The organism is Campylobacter concisus (assembly GCF_003048835.2).
GTDB classification, from domain to species: Bacteria; Campylobacterota; Campylobacteria; order Campylobacterales; family Campylobacteraceae; genus Campylobacter_A; species Campylobacter_A concisus_D.
This window is the reverse complement of record NZ_CP060705.1, coordinates 612,152-632,706: the sequence shown is the minus strand read 5'-3', so window position 1 is coordinate 632,706 and position 20,555 is coordinate 612,152. Positions and strand designations below refer to the sequence as shown.

At 38.9% G+C, this 20,555-nt stretch carries 18 protein-coding genes, 1 tRNA gene and 2 pseudogenes; 2 read left to right on the top strand and 19 right to left on the bottom strand.

What is annotated here, in order from left to right:
* Positions 1-20 precede the first annotated feature (20 nt).
* From CVT08_RS03090 to fliW, 12 genes are all read right to left on the bottom strand, one after another.
* Positions 21-182 carry a hypothetical protein gene (locus CVT08_RS03090; protein WP_159071004.1) on the bottom strand — a complete coding sequence of 54 codons (162 nt, stop codon included), beginning with the start codon at positions 180-182 and terminating at the stop codon, positions 21-23.
* Between the two features lie 119 nt (positions 183-301).
* The gene (locus CVT08_RS03085; protein WP_107856427.1) at positions 302-1,651 is read right to left on the bottom strand and encodes a sensor histidine kinase; all 1,350 of its coding nucleotides are present in this window, start codon (positions 1,649-1,651) and stop codon (positions 302-304) included.
* On the bottom strand, positions 1,635-2,294 hold the full coding sequence (locus CVT08_RS03080) for a response regulator transcription factor (protein WP_107856426.1): 660 nt from the start codon (positions 2,292-2,294) through the stop codon (positions 1,635-1,637). Before CVT08_RS03080 ends, CVT08_RS03085 begins: the two co-directional genes overlap by 17 nt.
* A gap of 38 nt (positions 2,295-2,332) precedes the next feature.
* The gene (locus CVT08_RS03075; RefSeq protein ID WP_107856425.1) at positions 2,333-2,980 is read right to left on the bottom strand and encodes a hypothetical protein; all 648 of its coding nucleotides are present in this window, start codon (positions 2,978-2,980) and stop codon (positions 2,333-2,335) included.
* 45 nt (positions 2,981-3,025) lie between these two features.
* The gene (locus CVT08_RS03070) at positions 3,026-3,511 is read right to left on the bottom strand and encodes a PepSY domain-containing protein (protein ID WP_107856424.1); all 486 of its coding nucleotides are present in this window, start codon (positions 3,509-3,511) and stop codon (positions 3,026-3,028) included.
* A 271-nt stretch (positions 3,512-3,782) separates the two neighbouring features.
* Positions 3,783-3,857, bottom strand: a tRNA-Asn gene (locus CVT08_RS03065).
* Positions 3,858-3,967: 110 nt separating this feature from the next.
* Positions 3,968-4,495, bottom strand: a complete 528-nt coding sequence (hpf, locus tag CVT08_RS03060; protein ID WP_004317788.1) for a ribosome hibernation-promoting factor, HPF/YfiA family — start codon at positions 4,493-4,495, stop codon at positions 3,968-3,970.
* A gap of 80 nt (positions 4,496-4,575) precedes the next feature.
* Entirely contained in the window at positions 4,576-5,019 is a 444-nt protein-coding gene (locus CVT08_RS03055; protein WP_107856460.1) for a hypothetical protein, read from the bottom strand.
* The gene (locus tag CVT08_RS03050; RefSeq protein WP_107856423.1) at positions 5,019-5,999 is read right to left on the bottom strand and encodes a prepilin-type N-terminal cleavage/methylation domain-containing protein; all 981 of its coding nucleotides are present in this window, start codon (positions 5,997-5,999) and stop codon (positions 5,019-5,021) included. The genes CVT08_RS03055 and CVT08_RS03050 overlap by 1 nt, the downstream gene beginning before the upstream one ends.
* Positions 5,996-6,649, bottom strand: coding sequence for a type II secretion system protein (locus CVT08_RS03045; protein ID WP_107856422.1), 654 nt, complete (start codon positions 6,647-6,649; stop codon positions 5,996-5,998). Before CVT08_RS03045 ends, CVT08_RS03050 begins: the two co-directional genes overlap by 4 nt.
* Entirely contained in the window at positions 6,643-10,854 is a 4,212-nt protein-coding gene (locus tag CVT08_RS03040) for a hypothetical protein (RefSeq protein ID WP_107860959.1), read from the bottom strand. The genes CVT08_RS03045 and CVT08_RS03040 overlap by 7 nt, the downstream gene beginning before the upstream one ends.
* Positions 10,855-10,907: 53 nt before the next feature.
* Positions 10,908-11,291, bottom strand: a complete 384-nt coding sequence (gene fliW, locus CVT08_RS03035) for a flagellar assembly protein FliW (protein WP_012140104.1) — start codon at positions 11,289-11,291, stop codon at positions 10,908-10,910.
* 112 nt (positions 11,292-11,403) lie between these two features.
* Here fliW and CVT08_RS03030 point away from each other — a divergent pair, with 112 nt between their 5' ends.
* Entirely contained in the window at positions 11,404-12,051 is a 648-nt protein-coding gene (locus CVT08_RS03030) for an outer membrane protein assembly factor BamD (RefSeq protein ID WP_107856421.1), read from the top strand.
* 8 nt (positions 12,052-12,059) lie between these two features.
* Positions 12,060-14,477, top strand: a complete 2,418-nt coding sequence (gene lon / locus CVT08_RS03025; RefSeq protein WP_107856420.1) for an endopeptidase La — start codon at positions 12,060-12,062, stop codon at positions 14,475-14,477.
* Between the two features lie 380 nt (positions 14,478-14,857).
* On the opposite strand, the gene CVT08_RS10400 is transcribed toward lon, so the two are convergent.
* The 7 genes and pseudogenes from CVT08_RS10400 to CVT08_RS10125 form a co-directional block, all read right to left on the bottom strand.
* Positions 14,858-15,448: a methyl-accepting chemotaxis protein gene (locus tag CVT08_RS10400; RefSeq protein WP_223228654.1), complete on the bottom strand. Its 591-nt coding sequence runs from the start codon at positions 15,446-15,448 to the stop codon at positions 14,858-14,860.
* Between the two features lie 579 nt (positions 15,449-16,027).
* Positions 16,028-16,822 (bottom strand): annotated as a pseudogene (locus CVT08_RS10395) (cache domain-containing protein); the annotation flags it as partial.
* A gap of 148 nt (positions 16,823-16,970) precedes the next feature.
* Positions 16,971-17,789, bottom strand: coding sequence for a pyridoxamine kinase (locus tag CVT08_RS03015; protein WP_107856767.1), 819 nt, complete (start codon positions 17,787-17,789; stop codon positions 16,971-16,973).
* 3 nt (positions 17,790-17,792) lie between these two features.
* Positions 17,793-18,707 carry a radical SAM protein gene (locus CVT08_RS03010; protein ID WP_107856768.1) on the bottom strand — a complete coding sequence of 305 codons (915 nt, stop codon included), beginning with the start codon at positions 18,705-18,707 and terminating at the stop codon, positions 17,793-17,795.
* Positions 18,697-19,719, bottom strand: coding sequence for a uroporphyrinogen decarboxylase (gene hemE, locus CVT08_RS03005; protein ID WP_107856769.1), 1,023 nt, complete (start codon positions 19,717-19,719; stop codon positions 18,697-18,699). Before hemE ends, CVT08_RS03010 begins: the two co-directional genes overlap by 11 nt.
* Positions 19,720-19,811: 92 nt before the next feature.
* Positions 19,812-20,318 (bottom strand): YqhA family protein, encoded by a 507-nt coding sequence (locus CVT08_RS03000; RefSeq protein ID WP_012140110.1) that lies wholly within the window; start codon positions 20,316-20,318, stop codon positions 19,812-19,814.
* A 92-nt stretch (positions 20,319-20,410) separates the two neighbouring features.
* Positions 20,411-20,491, bottom strand: a pseudogene (locus tag CVT08_RS10125) (hypothetical protein); the annotation flags it as partial.
* Between the last annotated feature and the right edge of the window lie 64 nt (positions 20,492-20,555).

Below are 20,555 nucleotides of genomic sequence, written 5' to 3'. Positions count from 1 at the left end.
AAAATTTCTTTTACATTACTTTACAAAATATCTTTTACAAATTCTTTCAAAAGCCCTTTAAGCGAGCTTTTAAATAAATATCTTAATATTTTATCTTCATCCATCTCACATCTTTGACAGTCTTTGTTGATGCTTATGATATGAGGTACACCCTCAGGGCTCTTTTGTAGCGACTTAGTCATTAAATTTCTGTAAAAGTTTATAAATTTAACTTTGATGACGCCATTTTGTGTGAAATTTAAATTCGCTCTTATATTTGTTTTACTCTTGCGTAAATTTTATCTTAGCAAACTGCTTAAATTTATGCTTGTTTTAAATTTACAAGCTCAAATTCTACCCAGAATTCGCTTCCAGCTCCAGCTTCGCTCTTTACGCCAAGCTTTGCGTCATGAATTTTAGCGATATTCGCAGCGATAGCCAGCCCTAGCCCACTGCCTGTGTTTAGACTCTTGTTTCTTGAGCTATCGGCTTGATAAAATTTATTCCAGATTAGCTCGCTATCTTTTTTAGAGATACCGACACCATCGTCTTTTACAGACAAAAGTGCGTGCGTTTTTGTGAGGCTTAAATTTAGCTCAACTTTGGTTGTGGCAAATTTTAGTGCATTGCTTAAAAAGTTATCCACGAGCCTTGATATCATCAGCTCATCTCCAAGGATTTGAACATCTGTTGCTACCACGCAGTTAAATTTCAGCCCATTCGCGCTTGCTAGCTTTTCATAGTCACTGGCTAAATTTTGCAAGATAGCACTTAAATTTATACCTTTTAGCTCCAAATTTCTGCCAGCTTCCAGTCTTGAAAGCTCTAAAATTTGATCTATCAGCGAGGTTATTTTCCTTGACTGCCTAGAGATGACCTCCAGCGACTCCTTGGCCTCGCCCAAATTTTGTGAGTAGTTTTTAGCGTAGTCGCTCTCAGCCATGATGACAGATAGTGGCGTTCGTAGCTCGTGCGAGACGTCTGAGGTGAGCTGTTTTTCGCTTTGATAGACCTTTTCAAGGGAGTCAAGCATCTGGTTAAAAACGCTTGCAAGTGCGTGCAGCTCGTCTTTGCCAGCAGGCAGGTCTATGCGCTTTGAAAAGTCTTTGCTACTGCCTATCTCAAGGGCAGTTTTAGACATAGTAGCAACTGGCTTCATCGCGTTTTTTATCGTTTTATAGCCGCCATAAAGCACAAAGAGAAATAAAACCGGCACAAGAACGCCAAGCGCTAGTAAAAATAGCCCCTCTTTTTTAAAAAATTTCTCCGCATTTATCACGCCTCTGACCCAGACCTCTTTGCCTTTAGCTGCAATATCGTAGTAGTAAAAGCGGTTTTCGCCGTTTTCAAAAAGCCGCACTGCACCGCTATTCATCTTAAGTGAAATTTGAAAGTGTTTTGGTGCTAGACCTCCGACTACATCGCCTTTTGCGTTATATTTTATAAAAAATATCCCATCATCATATGGCTCAAACTCATCCATATCATTGGCTATTTTGGTGACTGATTTGGCTAGCTTTTTTTGACTCACGTCCTCAAAAACCTCATCCGCCACGACCACCGATATGGCAACTAGAGCCGCCACGATAGCGATGATAAAAAACGAGTACCAAAGCGTCACGCGCGTCGTGATGGGGATATTTGAAAAAGCACGCTTAATCCTTAACAACATAGCCAAGCCCTCTTTTAGTCTGGATCACATCGCACTCGCCAAGCTTTTTTCTTATATTTTTTATAAGCACGTCGATGACGTTTGAGCCGCCCGTGTATTCAAAGTCCCAGACGTGCTCTTTGATCTGCTCGCGAGTTAGAATTCTCCCCTTATTTAGCATCAAAAACTCTAAAATTTCATACTCTTTGCCAGTTAGCTCGATCTGTTCGCCGTTAAATTCTACGGACTTTTTAGAAAGGTCGATCTTTAGCTCGCCTGCGCAAATTTCACTAGCCGCATTGCCGCTATTTCGGCGAATGAGCGTGCGCACTCTGGCTAGCAGCTCCTTAAAGTCAAATGGCTTGACCAAGTAATCATCCGCGCCCGCGTCAAGCCCCTTTACAACGTCGTCCACATCGTCTTTTGCCGTTAGTATCAGCACAGGGGTCGCTAGCTTTGCGGCGCGCGATCTTTGCAAAAATGTAAGTCCGTCCATCACTGGCATCATAAGATCAAGCACGATAAGATCGTAGTGCGCGACGGTAGTAAAGTCCATCGCCTCCTCGCCGTTAAACGAGCTATCTACGCTATATCCATTTTTCTTTAAGTGCTTTACTATGACGTTATTTAGGTCTATTTCGTCCTCGACGACTAAAATTTTCATCCCTGCCTCACTTGGTTTTGCCAGTTATTTTATCAAATTTAGCTTTTTATTTTTAGATTTAAAATTTCGCCATTTGCAGCGCCTATCTTAAAATCATATAAAAAGCCATTAAATTTAGCCCTTGCGTCATAAAAATACTCCGTGCAAAATGTGCCAAAGCTTTGTTTTTTCGCTAGATAGATCGGCGCAAACTCCACCTCTTCTGGCTTTGTTTTTAGGCGCTCTATGACGATCTCTTTGACTTTTTCTGGCAAGATGCAAGCCACTCTTTCAAATTTAGCCTGCTCTTCATTTATCTTTGATAGCTCCGCTCTTTGCGCCTCGTCTTTTAGGCGGTTTGAAGCGTTTAATAGCCACACTCCAGCCTTGCCAGTATAGATAAGCGCATCTGCTACACCTTGAAGCGAAAGCTCAAGTGTTTTTTTAAAGAAATTTTGAGCTTTGCATTTTGGAGCTGCTTGGCTTAAAATTTTTGCGCTACTGTTTGCCTCGCTTGAATTTTTATCTAAATTTTCATGGCTTTGCTCGCCCACTCCTAAATTTTCGCAACTATTTTTATTAGCACCAGCCTCAGCATTTTTACTTAAATTTTCTCTCGCGCTTTGGCTAAAATTTTCGTTCAAATTTTTCTCTAAACCCTGCTCACCAACGTTATCGTTTAAATTTTGCTCTAAATTTTCACTCATCTTTTTCACCTTTATAAAAATTTAACGCCCAAAAAGGGCGTTAGATCACTTTGTGTAATTATCGATTATTTCGCTAGTTTGAGCGTTTATGATCACTTTTTTCTCGCTCCTGTCGCGCTTAAGCTCTACTTTGTATATCCAAGCACCATTTTTATTATCAAGCTCTGCCTCATCAAGGCTCCAGCCAGCCTCGAGCGCTTGAGCTTTAGCTACAGCTTCGTCGATGCTAAGAGCAAATTTTGAAAAATCTACTGCTTCGATCGGCAAGATATGTTTTTTATTTTTATTCTCTACTTTAACGATCTGACCGCTATTAGCATCGATCTTGATCTCTTGTTTGACACCATCTTTAAATGTCTCTATCTTGTAAAAAGTCACGCCATTTTTGACGTTCATCTCGATGTCTTTGACACTTGAGCCTGGAAAGTTTTTCTCAGCTATATTTAAAGCATCTTTTGATGTGATGGCTGCTTGCAAACTTGTCGCTCCTAAAACTACCGCTAAAACTGCTGCGCCTAATGCCTTTTTCATTTTTGATCCTTTTATTTTTTATTTCCAACTTTCGTTTGGATGAGCGCATTATAAAAACCTAAAATGAAGCTAGGATGAATGAAGGAAAATTTATTTTAACTTCGCCAAAGATGAATACCTAATCATATTTTGACAACAAATCAGAACGATATACTTTGAAACAGCAAATAAACCTGATCGGAAACAAAGAGGAAAAATACAAAAAAAAGAAAACTTAAAGTTCTTGAAATATCGTTAAAATCGGGATTTTAAAAGTATTTTCGAATATAAATGGCTCCGGATGCTGGGTTCGAACCAGCGACCAAGTGATTAACAGTCACCTACTCTACCGCTGAGCTAATCCGGAACACTTAAAAGAAGTCGTATTATAGTTAGCAATCATTTAAAAATAGCTTAAATAACTAAAGAATAGAAATTTTATATTAAAAATCAGCTAGGGGCAAAGCGCCCCTAGTTTTAGTATAGACCGAAAGTTCCGTCTGTTCTTTTGTAGATGACGCGCATTTTGGCATCGACATCGTTAAATACGTAAAATTGTTTATCGCTTGATTTTAGTTTATCAAGTGCTTCTTCTACCTCAAGAGGTTTGTAAATTTCAAGCTCCATAGGCACGATCTCCTCGACACCTTCGATCTTTTCTTCGCCTATTCTCGAGCGAAATTCTTTATCATCGGCCTTACCTTTTACGGTAAATTTCTTATCGTGCTCTCTTCTTAAAACTTTTGAAGCCTTTTCGATAGCAAGATCTATCGCCGCATAGAGATCTTTATCTTTTTGGCGGACGACTATCGTATCTTTATGTGCCATATTTAGAGAAAATTCTGCATTAAAGCCCTTTTTGCCTTGCTTTTCATCTGCTCCTACTACGCATCTTGCTGAGATGATGTCAAGGTTGTACTTGCCAAGGGTGTCAAAAGCGTCTTGGATATAGTTTTTGATGGGCTCTGTTAGCTCAAATTGTTTTCCTACAATGCTTATGTTCATCGCAATCTCCTTTATAGAAAGTAAGATGATTATAACACGACGAAACTAAAAGCAAATTAAAGTAAAATCTTTATAAAATTTTAAAGTTTCTGAAGAGTTCGTTTGTGAAAATTTATAGGATTTGATGCTTTTCCTGGTTTTGAGCTGACAAAGACATCGAGCATTATCGTGCCTTGATTTGCTCCTTTTACTATAACAGCATCTTTGTTTTTACAAGCATCTCCCATATCGCCAAAGTATTTTACAAATACTTTAAAGGTAAAAAGATCACCAAATTCGCCAGCTATCGGATTGTGCTCGTCGCCAATGCAAACTGCTCCAGTTTTATAAAAGTCATTATTGCTTATGATAGCTAGCATGGCGTACTCAGTTGCTGCGCGAGCTACTAGCTCACTTTGCTCTCTTAGATAAATTTCGCTATTTTGCTTAACTGAAGTGCTAGCGATCGAAAGAGCCAGCATACAAATAGAGCTTGCGATAACCACAAAAAATATCGCCGCAATGAGTGTAAATCCTCGCCTCATCAATAAACCGCCTTTGACTTACAGATGGTTATCTCTGAGTTTTTTGCCCTCATGCAAAGTTTTAGCACGATGACGCCATTTTTTTCAGTAAAGACAAACCTCGTAACGTTTTTGGCAAGGGTTGCCTTTTCGCCATTTAGTTTATATTTTTCTCCCATCCATGGACGATAGTCGTAGTATAAATTTAGATCAAAGACACCATTTGCAGTATCTTTTGGATCAGCGCTTTGCTCTGGCACTATGGCGTTTGCTGTGTAGGCTAGATGATACTGCTCTGAAATTTGCTTGCCACCAAAACCTGAAATTTCTAGCGTATTGCCGTTTATGCCTCTTTGACCATCCTTTACCCCAACTTTTGCTATATCTAGATCAACAGGCACAGTTCCATTGCTATAGCCAAAAGAGCTTTGCACATTGTAATAAACATCAGAAAATATCGCTACAACGCCACCATCTTTATTTTCAAAATCCACACAAGTGGCATTTCTTATCTCATCTCTACATGTTAGATCTTTTATGGTCTCGACCACTCCAGTAGTGAAATTACTTCCAGGACTTATCAGACCAGTTGCTGGTGAGCTCTTAGCAAGATCCGCATAGCCACTATATCTGCCTGCTTTTCCGCCATGCTCTATGACATTGTCATTAGCATCAAGAGATATAACGTCATTAAAAATTTCATACGCATAGGGGATAAATTCTAAAATTTCATACTCGGCATTTAAATTTACCCCGCTATCGTTTAGTGCCAAAAAAGCTCCATCAGTTTTTCTAGCGATCACGCTTGGCTTTATGCGGTGCTCCAGTCTTTTTGAAATTTGCTCCAAAGCGATCTCTGTTTGAGTCTCGAGCTCATTTACTGTCCTTGTTTGAAAGTAGTTTGAATAGATGTTCATTATCGCATTAAAGCTCATCATAGCGATGATACCAAGTACGACGATGACGACTACAAGTTCAAGAAGCGTAAAGGCTCTTTTCATTTCCACGCTTTCGTATTTAGCGAGCCGCCCTCACCTAGGTTAAAAGCGTAGGCTCTTAGCACTGATGTCGTCTCTTGTTTTGTGTCATTTTTATATGAAATAGCAGTTACTACTATCTCTTTTACGTCGCTGCTTTTTATTTTTAATGGTAATTTTGGCTTAAACCAGCCATTGCCCTCATTCACAATTACATTATAGTCTGAGCCAACTATATAGTCTCTGGTTTGATTTGTTGTGTTTAAATTTTTATCCAATATTCTGCCATAGTAATCCACAGACCTCACTGCCGCATCAGGTGCTAGATCTGGTGAATTTTCATAGGCAAAAACTCTATGCCCATCGCCTGTTATTTTATTTATCTTATAAAATTCGTTTCTTTTATCGCCTGGCTTTAATATGATAGGAAAAAAGTAGGCTGTCTCAGCGCTACTGCCGCCAATGTTTGTTGAGACCTTTATGACCTTGTCGCTAAAAGGAGCTTTTAAGATAAGCCCCATATACGTCTTAGCATTCATCAAACTCTCTTGTGTAACCGCCTTTTGATTTAGCTCAGATGTGGTCTTTAGTACAAGCGGTATCGACGTGCTGATGATCGCCACAACGACTATCGAGAGGATAAGCTCTATAAGAGAAAAGCCTCTTTTTACCAAGAAATTCTCCTATTTGTCTTATCGCTTAGATCGTTAAAGTTATTTTCGCCGCCTATGACATTTCCCACGTCACCTTTACTAGAGCCATTTTTTAGGGTCTTGCCAGCCCAGTCGCCATTTGGCACGAGAAATTTCAGCGTAAAATCATTTGTCGCCGCATCTTTGTCAAATTCATTATATATAAGCCAGTTTTTTGTATGCATCTTGGCTATATCTGTAACTGCTCGGTCATTTTTCACATAAATGTAGCTGATACCGTCACTAAGTGCTGTCTCTTTTGCTGTATCTCGCGTAGTGTGATTTGAAAATTCGTAACTATCGACATTGCCATAACTAGCATCGTGAAGAGGATTTACATACCATGAGTGCGTACCCGCAAACTCATCCCAACGAGCGTTTGATCCTGGTTTTTGCAACATAAATTTACTCTCGTCGCAACCATTGCAATACACTCCGTAGTAAATTTTTGCCTTAAAGCCGGTATTTGGTCCCTCATAGTAAGGCGCGTATGTCCTAGCGTAGTAAAATTTTGCAGATGTTTTTGTGGTTGGTTTTTTGTAGGCGCTATTATTTTTTGTTTGATTAGTATCTACTAAACTCTCAAACGTGAAAGTATCGCTTGTCACCTCAAAAGGATTTTTTGCTACATTTTTTTCGCGTTTGAAATTAAATTTTAAATTTACATCAGCGTAGCCACCTTTAAACGCTTCTTTTTTAACTTCAAAGAGCCCTTCGTGTAAAGAAGATGGATTTACTTTTTCGACTTTACTAGCATCAAGATTGCCAAAAAACAAAATTTCACTATTTAGCTTAGCTAGCCCATCTGCGTCGTTTTTTAGTAAAGTGCCATTGTTATCAGTATAGCTATTTATCATTTCTCCTACTTTTATCTTAAAGCGTGTATTGTTTGAGTAACAACCATCTTTATATAAAAGTGCAGGATTATCATCAAAAAGTCGAGCTTTTACTTTAAAACTCAAGATAGGAGTAAAGCTAGCATTGCTTTCATTTGCGATGTAACTAATGCCTCTTGGCAAAATTTTAAATTCGCTTACTTCAAGATCATTTGGCTCAAAACCAAATTTTTTCTCACCAAATTCTATATCGCAACCGACCTTGCCATCGGTATTTTCATTATTGTCACTCTTATCAAGTATGCAGTCACTATCTTGTGGTGGAGTTTTTTTATCTATACTTGTATAGCTTTTATCTACCACATAAAATTTAGCATTTCCGATATCAGAGAAAGAAAATCCCTCTTTATTTGTTTTTAGGTTAGCTATAGTACCTACTGCTTTTGCTGGATTATCAAAGGCTATCTTTAGTTTATTATCTTCACTTAGTCTCTTTTTTGTATCTTCGGTAATTATGCATCCTGCCTTATCCACAGGCAAGATTGATACATTGTTTTCTGTATAACGATTTACTCCAGTTGCAGAGCTACCTGCGATTAAGGTATTTGTATATCCATTTGCAAGAGTTGTCTTGTCCATATTATAAGCAGCTAGAGTTATATCTTTATAGTCTTTACCTCCCACAAGTACGCTACTACCATTATATAGACCACCACTACCTGACTTATCATAGAGCTGAAACATAGCTGGTCTTACAGCAAATGCGTCAAAGACTTCACACTTTACCACATCTTGATTTTTTGGCTTGCTATGATACTTTAGCTTAACATGAAGTTTTCTATAAGGTCTTGGCACGGTTACTTTTACTTCTTCAGTGTCTTTACTTGCAAAATGAAGTGTTACAGGATGCTCTAATACAGAATTTTCACTACTACAGTTCTCTACAAGTTTAAGATCTACATCAGTAGGCGAATCAGGCGCTTTTGCCTTTCCATCTATCTCGCTATAGTTTGTGATGTATATACTAAAAGGTTTTTTTGCTATCTTTGTAAAAAGCCTGTTTTTATAATCTCCATTTGAATTATCATCTTTTTTACTTCGTGGATAGAAGTCATTTTCTTCTTCCTCTACGATCTTTAGGTTAGGCGATGTTGGAGTACATTCGCTTATCCTATCATCAAACTTCAAGCCTGCATCACTATTTTGAAATTTAGCCTCATATCTTGTCTTTTTATACTCTTTTTCTATCACGCCTATAAACTGAACTCTTGCATAGTTTTGACGACCATGCGTTAGCTCTCCACCTACTGCATGACTTGCGTTTTTTCCTATTTTATATTCTAAAGTATGGCTATCAACTCTGTTTAGATTTTCATTAGTATCACTAGTAAGCGTAGTCCAGTTTTCTGAATTTTGGCTCGTATCAGATATTATCACCTTACTAGTTCTTAAACTAGTAGAAGTGTCCTTGTAGCTCATAAATTCAGGTTTTAAATTTACTCTTAAGATAGAACCATAAGCATCCTCACTACCTCCATTTTCAACTGTTACAGTAGTCCTTACCAAGGAGCCTTTTTTTACGATAGTTGCTTCGCCAGAACTATCTTTTAACTTTACAAGTATCCAGCTAGCGCCTTTATCTCTACTGACCTCAAGCTTTTCTGTGTAGCACACTTTAGGATTATAGAGTAAGGTAGAAAATGCAACCATACCTATGTTTTGTCTATCGCCATGAAAGTTATTGTCCTGATCACGCTCGCCAGTAACTTGAAACTGCACTTCTACTTCTGTTTGCCTAGGTTTCATTTTGTCAGAAATATCAAACAAATCAAGATCCATCTGTCCATTATAAATTTTTCTATCATTCGCAGGTTTATTAAACCTAGCAATAGAAGAGTTAAACTGATTACCTTTTGGATTTTGTAAATTTAACGGTGACCAGACACTTTCAAAAACACCACCATGCTTTACTGCTATATCATCACCGCTTACTTCTTTTCTACCTCCAAAACTAAAAAGAGCCAAAGTAGATTTTTTATCTCCACTCGGTGGTGTATAAAAACCATCAAATTTCAATTCTGCCGTACTAACTCCAACTCCGCCAGGATAGATATTTGCCATACCATCATAGATATTTACAGCTTTTGGCTCTACACCATTTCTTTCACCTTCTTCTTCAAGGTCATAGACGATAGCTAAGCTCCAGCCGCCAAACTGAGAAGGTATGTAAGATTTTTGCCACTCACCATCAGCATACAAAACTGAACCATATGATGTATTTAGATCTCTTTTTTCATTACTTATTTTAATACTATATTCTTTTTTATAGTTTTTAAAAACTGTTGAAACGATACCACCTACAGCAAATGTCCTACTTGCATCATCCTTACCAAAGCTAGCTTTTACTAAGTTAGTCACATCAGCACTTGCTTGATAGATAAAGTATGAGGCACCGCTTCTAAAGCCAACTGTTGAGTGCTTAGCATTACCAAGACGATCTGTATAAAGCGGCTTAGTAAATTGATTAGGGTTAGTTGGAGTGCTGCAACCACCTCTATTTTCTGGATGATTTGGATCATAACAATACAAATAGAAAGTATCTTTTGGCACAGTAGTCTCAAAGTAAGGAGTAAAAGAGCCTTCCCACTTTATATCTTCAGGTTTTGCAGTCACAATGTTTATATTTCCATCAGGTGTTTTAAATTTAACCTTTGAGTATCCAAACATATTTTTATATATAACATCTAGCATGCCATGGTTAATATTCCACTCGTTATATACTGCCCCACCCCAGTAGAGTCTGGCATACTTAATATTTTCACCAACTGTGCTATTTTTTTCATAGTTGCTTTTACCATCAAAAGTAAAGGTGGCTCGAGATGAGTTTTTAAACAAATCTCTATCGATACTAGGTTCTTCATTAACATATTTTTTTTCTATTACTTGAGATGTTTGTGATAATTTATCTGAACCGCCTACATTTTTATGAGGTACAAAGTCATAACCATCAACTTTTGGTATGATGACACTTGCTCCAATAATATCAACATCACCAATAACTCTTCTAAAATGTTTTCTTAACGTAGTATTCTTATCATTATTATCATCCCTGCTACCAACTAAATATGCTGGTATGCTTTCAGATGCAGTTGGATTATTAGTAAAAATTACATCAGTACTTCCACTAGAAACACAGTGCTTAATGCCATCATAATCAATTTTACAAGTATTTCCGGCACAGCTAACTTCTTCAGCATGAGTACACGCCCTAACAGTAGTTGGCATGTTAAATTCACCAGTATCACCAAAAATATAAATGAAAGATAAAAGAATAAAAAAAAGAATTTTCAAATTACAATCTCCTTAATGTAATTAGAGCTAAGAGCTCTAAACGTCCTTATTTGTTATTTTTGTATGAAATTTTCTATCATTTCAGCTTGTCCGTATTGTGGATATTTTGTAACGTCAAGCACTACTTGAGATAAAGTCATATTGTCCATATTGCAAACGATAGGAGCTACGAAATTCACGGTTGATTTCTCAAGAGGGAGAGCAACTACGATGATGTTGTAAATTCTAAGTTGTGAGCTCTCCTTAATGTCCATAAGCTCTTCATAGTAGCTTGGGATGTCAAATTCATAACTTCTTAACGCGAAAGGATTTATCATTGTAAAAGATGTTTCGTCATCTTTGCTCGCTAGCTTAACAAAAAATTTATCGAGCTCAATAAGTTCCATCGTCTTGATATGCTCGAAGCCTAAAATAGGGCTTTTAACACTAAAAATCATACTAACTCCTGTTTTGTAAAATTGCCTTATTTTAGCATAGTTTTAAAAAATTTATACAAAAATAATGCCAAAAAATGTAAAATAAGCGAATTTAAAATTTTTAAGGAAAAGCATGAAAAAATTTTCTAAATTTATAGCAGTCGTAGCTCTTTTAGGGCTTTTTAGTGGTTGTGCTGAAAAATACACCGAACTTTACAATCTAACTCCAGATGAGTGGTACGCTCAGGTCATCGCTGACATCAAAGATGGCGACTTGGAGTCTGCTGACAAACACTACGTTTCAATGGCGAGCGAGCACGTTGCAAGCCCGCTTTTAGAGCAAATTTTACTCATCCTTGCACAAGCTCATGCAAATGACGAAGAGTATCTCATGGCAAATCACTATCTTGATGAGTACATCAAAAGATACGGCGATAACGGCCCAAGGACAGAATTTGCCCAGTATCTAAAGATAAAAGCAAATTTTGACTCATTTACCCAGCCAAACCGCAACCAAAAGCTCATGGAAGATAGCGTAACTGAGATCGAGAAATTTCTTTATATGTATCCAAATACCGAGTATAAGCCGCTTATCGAGACTATGCTTATCAAATTTAAACTAGCGCTTTACTTCCTAGATATGCAAATAGCAGATCTTTACAAGAGAACTGGCCGTGACGTTTCGGCTAAAATTTACGAGCAAAAGCTAGAAGAGTCGCCGTTTAAAAACTCAGACCTTATCAAACCTGACGTGGCATGGTATAGAAAACTGTTTGAATAGGAGAAATTTTGCAAATAAACGAAAACAAAAGCTTCCCAACTGAGATCCCTATCATCGTTGAGGACGAGCTATTTTTATATCCATTTATGATAACACCGCTTTTTTTAAGCGACGAAGAAAATTTAAAAGCCCTTGAACTTGCCATACAAGGTGAAACGCCGATCCTTGTCGTGCCTACAAAGCCACAGCAAGACGGCGCTAGAGACTTTGACGGCATCTATGACGCAGGCGTTATCGGCACGATAATGCGCCGTGTGCCTCTACCTGACGGACGCGTAAAAGTGCTATTTCAGGGCATCGACAAAGGTAAAATTTTAAAACAATCAGGCATAAATCCGCTCCGTGGTATCGTCGATATGCTCCACGTCAAGCGCCCATCACAGGTCAAAACTGACGCTCTCATCGTAGTTTTAAGAGAAAAAGTAAGAGAGCTTTCGCAGTTTAGTCACTTTTTCCCACCTGATCTTTTAAAAACGATCGAAGAGAGTGCCGAAGCGATCAGGGTTTGCGACCTAGTCTCAAGCGCACTTCGTCTAAAAAAACAGATCGCTTATAGCTTTTTTGTCGAGGAAAATTTAGAGCAGCACCTACTAAAGCTCATTGACTACGTCATCGAAGAGATCGAGGCAAACAAGCTTCAAAAAGAGATCAAAAACAAGGTTCACTCAAAGATCGACAAGACGAATAAAGAGTACTTTTTAAAAGAGCAGCTAAAGCAAATTCAAGCTGAGCTTGGAGCGGACACTAGCCGTGAAGAAGAGCTTGAAGAGTATAATAAAAAGCTTGATGCGAAGAAGAAATTTATGGCTGAGGATGCCTACAAAGAGATCAAAAAACAAATAGATAAGCTCTCTCGCATGCACCCAGACTCAGCCGATGCAAACACTTTGCAAAGCTACCTTGACTGGGTACTTGAGATCCCATTTGAAAATGTAGCCAAGAAAAAGTCATCTATCACCGAAGTGAGCAAGTACCTAAATGCTGACCACTACAGCTTAGAAAAGCCAAAAGAGCGCATCGAGGAGTATTTTGCATTGCGTGAGCTTTTGGAGCTTAGGGGCGTTGGCGAAAAGGTAAATAATGGCGCCATTTTATGCTTTGCAGGCCCTCCAGGTGTGGGTAAAACCAGCCTTGCAAACTCGATCGCAAAGGCGCTAAAGCGCGAGCTAGTTAGGATCGCACTTGGCGGACTTGAGGACGTAAACGAACTAAGAGGTCACCGCCGCACTTACATAGGCGCTATGCCAGGCCGCATCGTGCAAGGGCTCATAGAAGCCAAGCAGATGAACCCAGTGGTTGTACTAGATGAGATCGACAAGGTTGGCAGAAGCTACAGAGGCGATCCGACCGCTGTTTTACTTGAAATTTTAGACCCAGAGCAAAACAACAAATTTAGAGACTACTACCTAAATTTCAACATCGATCTTAGCAAGATCATCTTCATCGCCACAGCAAATGACGTGAGCATGATACCAGCTGCACTTCGCGACAGGATGGAGTTTATCGAGCTTAGCTCATACACCCCACAAGAGAAATTTGAGATCGCTAAAAAATATCTCTTGCCTCAAGAGCTTAAAAAGCACGGCCTAAAACCAAGCGACGTTAGTATCAGCAAAGAGGCACTTGAGCTAATAATTAGTGACTACACAAGAGAGAGTGGCGTGCGAAATTTACGCCGCAGAATCGCTGACATACTAAGAAAAGTCGCCAAAAATATCCTCACCAAAAAGAACGAAGGCAAGATCAGCGTCACGGCTAAAAATTTAAAAGAGTTTTTAGAGAAAAAGGTCTATGAGATTGAGCCAGCGGACAAAAAAGACCAGATCGGCTTAGTAAATGGCCTCGCGTGGACGAGTGTCGGGGGCGACGTGCTAAGGATCGAGGCTATCAGGATCCAAGGCAAAGGCAGCATGCAGATCACCGGCCAGCTAGGCGACGTGATGAAAGAGAGCGCTCACATCGCATTTAGCGTCGTAAAAGTGCTGATCGATAATAAAAAGCTAAAAGTACCAATGGCTATCGTGCCAAAACTAGATGACGACAAGCACAAGCTCGAAGCCAGCGACGTTTATAGACGCTACGACCTTCACTTGCACGTGCCAGAGGGTGCGGTACCAAAAGACGGCCCAAGCGCTGGTATCACGATGACAACTGCGATCGCATCAATACTTACTGATACAAAAGTAAGACACGATGTGGCGATGACTGGCGAGATCACGCTAAGTGGCAGGGTGCTACCTATCGGAGGGCTAAAAGAGAAGCTTATCGCCGCTCACAAAGCTGGCATCAAAACAGCTCTGATACCTCGAAAAAACTATGACCGCGACCTTGTCGATATCCCAGCTGAAGTAAAAGGCGACATGAAGATCATCGCAGTAGATACGATCGATGATGTACTAAAAAACGCTCTTGTAGCTAAAAAATAATCTTTCTCTAGCCCTAATCTCACTTTAGGGCTAGAGAAATTTATAAATTTTGACTATCCTAAAATCCAAGCAAAAAGCCATATAGCGCTACTAAAAGTATTTAAAAATTAAAAAAACAACGCATACAATGCACTAAAAAATTAATGAAATTTTAAACCACATGCAGTGCGAAGCACTGAGGCATGCTACCTATAACGTCGTCGGGCTTTACTTCGACTTCGTCTCGTAACTGCAAGCAGACAGGGGATTGTTAAGGGGGAAGGGAGCTTCTTTGCTTCGCAAGCTCACAACTGCAAGCAGAGCGTAATTCAAGCCTCTTCCCCCTTAACAATAAGTTTTGTAGCCTTGTTTAAACAAATTTGAGTTTGTTTATTAAGAAGTTAAAACCTCTTCTTCCTAACCTCTTCAACTATGGCTTTAGCCATCTCATCTACTTCTGATGTTACTTCGTTTGCTTGGTTGGCAATTACAACATTCTCTTTTGTTAGGTGATCTATTTGAGCAACTGATTGATTTATCATATTTATACCTTCACTTTGCTCTTTTATAGATTCACTCATCTCATTTATTGATTGAGCTAGGACATTTGTATTTGCTTCTATCTCACCAAGTGATTTTTGAGTTCTTTCTGCTAGCTTTCTAACTTCATCAGCAACAACTGCAAATCCTCTACCATGCTCTCCAGCTCTAGCTGCTTCAATAGCAGCATTAAGAGCTAGTAGGTTTGTTTGATCTGCTATATCTCTAATGATAGTTATGATGTTTTTAATTTCATCTGATTGTCTTATAACATCAGCTGTCTTTTGAGAGATGGCATTCATTGAGCTACTCATTTGCTCAACTGCAGCAGCACTTTCTTGTAAGCTATTTGCTTGAGTATTTGCTGAGCTTGCTACTTTTGATACTGAGCTAGCTAGAAGTTTAGCTTTTTCTTCTAGTACTTGAGCTTGGTTTAGATTGTCATTTAGCATTTTAGATATCTCAATGCCAAGAGAGTTTATACCACTTGCTATCTTACCATCATCATCAAGTCTTTTTGTAAAGTCTTGGTTTTTATAAGTGTTTAGTAGATCAAGTACATCTTTACCATTACTTGATATTGCATTTTTAAGAGCAAGTTGTAGATCTTTAAATGTGCTTTTTAGTTGATTTAGAGCTGGGTTATTAGTATCAGCTTCTAAGCTTGCTTCATAGTTGCCATCTTTTATCTCATTTACAAAGGTGTTGGCTTTTTGGATGAATATACTTTGATCTTTCATACCATCCTCAATGGCCTTTGTGTTTTTGTTTATTAGCTCTGCCATTTGGCCAAATTCATCTTTAGATGTTATCTCTATAGGCTCTGCTTTGTTTGTCTTGTGGTTTAGTAGATCAAAGAAAGATAGCAGGCCTGTTTTTAGTTTGAGGATGATTTTTAGGAGGTAAGAAGACATTAGAAGTGACACTATCACAGAGATGATGATCGCTGCTAAGATAACGCCGATAGCTGAGTAAAATAGTGTATGTAAATCTTTTAAAAGCACATCCTCGTCCATCTCGCCAAAGAGGTACCAATCAAGGCTAGGGATATATTTTGAGCCAATTATCAAATTTCTCGTGCCGTTAAAGTGATGGATGACGCCGCCATTTTTATTCATCAAGACATCAAATTTTTCTTTGCCAAGGACATCTTTTACATTTACTTTGCCAACCCTGTCGCTCTTTTCTATTTTTACAACGCCACTTGAATCAACCATTAGGAATTTACTGCCCTCACCCATGGTTTTTGAAGTGACTAAATTTACGATGTCATCAAGGTTCATGCCTATCGCGCTGACGCCATAAAATTTGCCGTCTTTTTCAACTTTGCTATTTACATAAAGCGTTAGCGAGCCAGTAGCTTCTGAGACTTGGATGTTTAGAGAATTTACCTCTTTGCCGTTTTTAACGTCAAAATACCAACTATCACGTGGATTATCCTTGCTAAGCTGCTTTAAAATTTTGTCGTTTGTGTAGTAATTTAGTGTTCTATCAGAGACAAACATCGCCGTTGAGAGATTAAACGCCTTCATAAGGTCGGTGTTGTAGTTAAAAAGCGTTGCTAATCCGTCCTTTGGCTCGCCCTCGTCGATCCACTTTAGAAGATAGTCATTTTTGGTCATCTGATAAGAGGTGTTGATGATCTTGTCTATGGCATAGCCGATCTCACCTGCAACGTTTGAGACAGCTAGTGGTAGCTCATCTTTCACAACTTTTTCTGTATATAGATTGCGAGCTATGTTGTAACTAATGAGGCTAACGCCGATTAGTAGCAGCACGATCACAGCTGTCAAAATAACAGAAATTTTAATCCTTAAAGACTTCATAAATCACTCCTTGATCAATATTTGCGTAATTATTCAACTTTTTATATAAAAGTAAAATTAATTTAAATAAATCTGAAATTTTGTTTTAACTATGTCACTTTGTGGGGTTATAATGACACAAATTTAAATCACTCCTTGTCATAAAGTGCTAAAAATTTCTAAGTAATTTTTCAAACTGCACACCATATCTTGTGCGATTATCATCTTTTAGCGTGATCTTGATGCTCTCAAGCACAAAATTTGCTGCCTTTTTGATAGCATTTTGCATGCTTTCGCCATTTATGAGCGAGCCAAAAAGCACTGAAGCGAAGATATCTCCAGTGCCACTTGCATGAAATGGCAAATACTCGTGAAAATACTCCACTTTCTCTTTCGTCTTTGCATCGTAAGCTATGATACCACACTCATTTTGCTTGTATCTAATGCCCTTTAAAACGATCTTTTGTGCGCCAAAACTAGCCAAACCCTCAAGTAACTCTAAAATGTAATCTTCGCCGTATCCATCACTTAAAAATGGCCTAGCACACATAAAACTAGCCTCAGTTATGTTTGGCGTGATGACGTGTGCCTTTGTGCAAAGCTCTCTCATCTTTGCCACAAATTTCTCATCAAAGCCGTGATAAAGCTTGCCATTATCGCCCATGCAAGGATCGACAAGCCTTAGCAAAGAGCCGCTGTCAAATTCAGTAAAGACCTTCTCTATAAGCTCAAGCTGCCTAAAACTACCTAAAAATCCAGTGTAAATTCCATCAAAGCTGATGCCCTCTTTGTGCCAAACCTGCGTTATAGCGTCAAATTCATCAGTTAGATCACGAAAAGTGAAATTTTTAAAGCCGGTGTGAGTTGAGAGCAGTGCCGTTGGTAAGATGCACGCCTCGATGCCTTGGGCACTAATTATGGGAAGTGCGACAGTGAGCGAGCATTTGCCCACGCACGAGATGTCTTGTATAGTTAAAATTCGCTTCATCTATCATCTTAATTTATAAAATTTAACACCAGCAACGTCAGTTTGATAAACCGCGCCATCTTGCAAGAGCTTGTTTAAAATTTGCTTTGAGCGCTCTGAGAAATTTTCTTCGACATTTGCTGCAGTTTGCGGACGGCGCTCTAGCATGGCTAAAATTTCACTCTTGCTAAATTCATACTTTTGCTCTATCTTGTGAGCCCTAGCTATGGTGACTGGCACGCCGTTTATCTTACTTGCTAGCTCTTCAAGCCTGCTAGCATCAACGCCTTTTACGTTGTAAGCTGGCGGACGATCTATCGTGCCAACATCCACTCGGTGCGGAGCTATCTCATTTATAGCCTCATTAAGCGCCATAAATTCCTCTTCTTTGTCGTTAAATCCAGCCACGACCAAAATTTCAAGCACAAGCTCACCCTTAAATTCCTTGCGAAATTTAGCCATTGCTTTTATAAGTTCATTTATTTCTATGCCACTTTTGTTGCGGTCTATCTTTTTAAATGTGCTTTGCACGGCACTATCAAGGCTAAATTTCACTATGTCAAGCCCATATAGCGCTTCACAAATTTTTTGATCTCTCACACCTGAGCCATTGCTTAGGATAAGAGTTTTTGCCCTGCCCTTTATCTCATTTACTTTTACTATCAGCTCTTTTAAGTGCGGATAAAGAGTTGGTTCGCCATTTGCTGTAAGCGTGATGACATCGATGTTTTGATGAACTTTTAAAGCTTCTTTTAAAGCGCTTATGATCCCATCAATGCTTGGCGGATTTTCTATCTCTTCAACTGGCTTTGCGCTCTTTAGCTCGCAATAAACGCAGTCAAAATTGCATGATTTTTGCTTTGGACTTAGATCGATGCCAAGACTCATGCCAAAACGGCGAGAATTTATGGGCCCAAAGACAATGGTGCTATCTTGCACTTTTTCTTTGAACCTCTTTTATGAAATATTTTGCGTTTTCAACTGGCACATCAGGCAAGATCCCGTGACCAAGGTTGAAAATGTGCGGTGCGCCTTTCATCGTGCTTAAAATTTTATCCACGCCCTCATCGATCGCCTTTTTGCTATATAGCCTTGTTGGCTCCATATTGCCCTGAAGGACGTATCTTGGACTAAGTTTTTCTTTTGCTAGCTCGATCGGCGTACTCCAATCAACGCCAAAAACATCAAATTTGCCTGAAATTTTATCTAAATAGCCGCTTATACCTTTTGGGAAAACTATGACTGGGATCTCTGGAAATTCGGCCTTTACGCTATCAACTATCTTATTTATATAGCTAAATCCAAACTCAAAATAAGCCTGCTCCTCAAGTGCGGCCGCCCAGCTGTCAAAAATTTGCACGGCATTTACGCCAGCTTTTATCTGCTCTTTGACGTAAAGGATAAGCACTTGCGTCACTTTTTCTAAAATTTGATGCAAAAATTCTGGATTTTCATAGAGCATTTTTTTGCAGACCGCATAGTTTTTGCTGCCGCCACCCTCTATCATATATGTAGCTATCGTCCAAGGTGCTCCGCAAAAGCCAATGAGCGCCTTATCTTTGGCTAAATTTTCTCTTGTAAGTTTGATCGTGTCATAGACGTATGCTAAGCTTTTAGCCGATCTTTCGACGCTAAGTGCATCAAGTGCGGCCTCATCACGCAAAGGCTTTGTAAAAACTGGTCCCTCGCCCTTTTCAAAGCGCAGATCCATGCCCATTTCAAGAGGCACGACAAGGATATCGCTAAACAAAATAGCCGCATCAACACCAAGAATTTCAACTGGCTGAAGCGTGACCTCGCTAGCCTTTTTATAGTCTTTGCAAAGTGATAAAAAGTCCCCTGCTTTAGCTCTTACAGCCATATATTCTGGTAGATATCTGCCAGCTTGGCGCATCATCCAAACAGGCGTGTATGGCGTATGTTTTTTAAGGCAAGCGTCTATGAAAATCATCAAATTTCCTTTAAATTTTTAAATGGATATTATCCAAAAATAGCTAAAGAAAAGATGTAGGAGAAATTTTAAGCGTAAGAACGCTTAAAATTTTAGTGTTCGCCCTTGTGAAGGAAGTAAAGTCCAAGACAAAGTGCGAGGATAGAAGCCGCAAGATAGGCCATCTCAAGCGGAGTTGTGAAATTTGCATGAAGCACTCTTTGGAAGAAATTTACGATTAAAACCATGACGATCACTTTGCCAAGCTTGTCTTTTAGCTCATCAAGCGAATGCACTTCAAGCACCTTACTCTGCTTTGACTGCTTTAACTGTGTGATCTCTGAGATGAAAAGCTCGTAAATTCCGAAGCTAAATATATAAAGAACAAGCGCCATCAAGTATAGATCGATCGCTCCAACGATCTCGCCAACGACCTCTGAGTGGAAATTTTCAACGTGAAAATCTGCAACAAAGAAATATTTATAAACCTCTAAAAGCACCTTGCCGACATCATAACTTGCGATGATGAAAAGCACAATCGCACCTAAAAGTCCAAAGACTACTGGAAAAAGCGTGAAACTGTTGCTTGCAAGCAAAATTCTCTCAAATATTTTACGCAATAAAAACCCTTTTTATGAAATTTAAAAAGGGGGTATTTTATAGTTTTTTCCTTAAATTTTAGGTGCAAGATCGCAATTAATTTTAATGCAAACTACTCCTGCATTGCGATCCATTTTTGTGCGATCCTAACGGCATTTGTCGCAGCTCCCACGCGGATCTGATCGGCACTGCACCTTTTGATTAGAGCTTAAATTTTAGTGACTAGCGTATAGAAATTTAGTGGTGAGGTTTCATTG

What these genes read in the sequence shown, in the direction of transcription:
- CVT08_RS03090 (WP_159071004.1), bottom strand. Translation starts at nt 182, where the DNA reads ATGACTAAGTCGCTACAAAAGAGCCCTGAGGGTGTACCTCATATCATA.
- CVT08_RS03085 (WP_107856427.1), bottom strand. Translation starts at nt 1,651, where the DNA reads ATGTTGTTAAGGATTAAGCGTGCTTTTTCAAATATCCCCATCACGACG.
- CVT08_RS03080 (WP_107856426.1), bottom strand. Translation starts at nt 2,294, where the DNA reads ATGAAAATTTTAGTCGTCGAGGACGAAATAGACCTAAATAACGTCATA.
- CVT08_RS03075 (WP_107856425.1), bottom strand. Translation starts at nt 2,980, where the DNA reads ATGAGTGAAAATTTAGAGCAAAATTTAAACGATAACGTTGGTGAGCAG.
- CVT08_RS03070 (WP_107856424.1), bottom strand. Translation starts at nt 3,511, where the DNA reads ATGAAAAAGGCATTAGGCGCAGCAGTTTTAGCGGTAGTTTTAGGAGCG.
- hpf (WP_004317788.1), bottom strand. Translation starts at nt 4,495, where the DNA reads ATGAACATAAGCATTGTAGGAAAACAATTTGAGCTAACAGAGCCCATC.
- CVT08_RS03055 (WP_107856460.1), bottom strand. Translation starts at nt 5,019, where the DNA reads ATGAGGCGAGGATTTACACTCATTGCGGCGATATTTTTTGTGGTTATC.
- CVT08_RS03050 (WP_107856423.1), bottom strand. Translation starts at nt 5,999, where the DNA reads ATGAAAAGAGCCTTTACGCTTCTTGAACTTGTAGTCGTCATCGTCGTA.
- fliW (WP_012140104.1), bottom strand. Translation starts at nt 11,291, where the DNA reads ATGATTTTTAGTGTTAAAAGCCCTATTTTAGGCTTCGAGCATATCAAG.
- CVT08_RS03030 (WP_107856421.1), top strand. Translation starts at nt 11,404, where the DNA reads ATGAAAAAATTTTCTAAATTTATAGCAGTCGTAGCTCTTTTAGGGCTT.
- CVT08_RS10400 (WP_223228654.1), bottom strand. Translation starts at nt 15,448, where the DNA reads ATGCTAAATGACAATCTAAACCAAGCTCAAGTACTAGAAGAAAAAGCT.
- CVT08_RS03015 (WP_107856767.1), bottom strand. Translation starts at nt 17,789, where the DNA reads ATGAAGCGAATTTTAACTATACAAGACATCTCGTGCGTGGGCAAATGC.
- hemE (WP_107856769.1), bottom strand. Translation starts at nt 19,719, where the DNA reads ATGATTTTCATAGACGCTTGCCTTAAAAAACATACGCCATACACGCCT.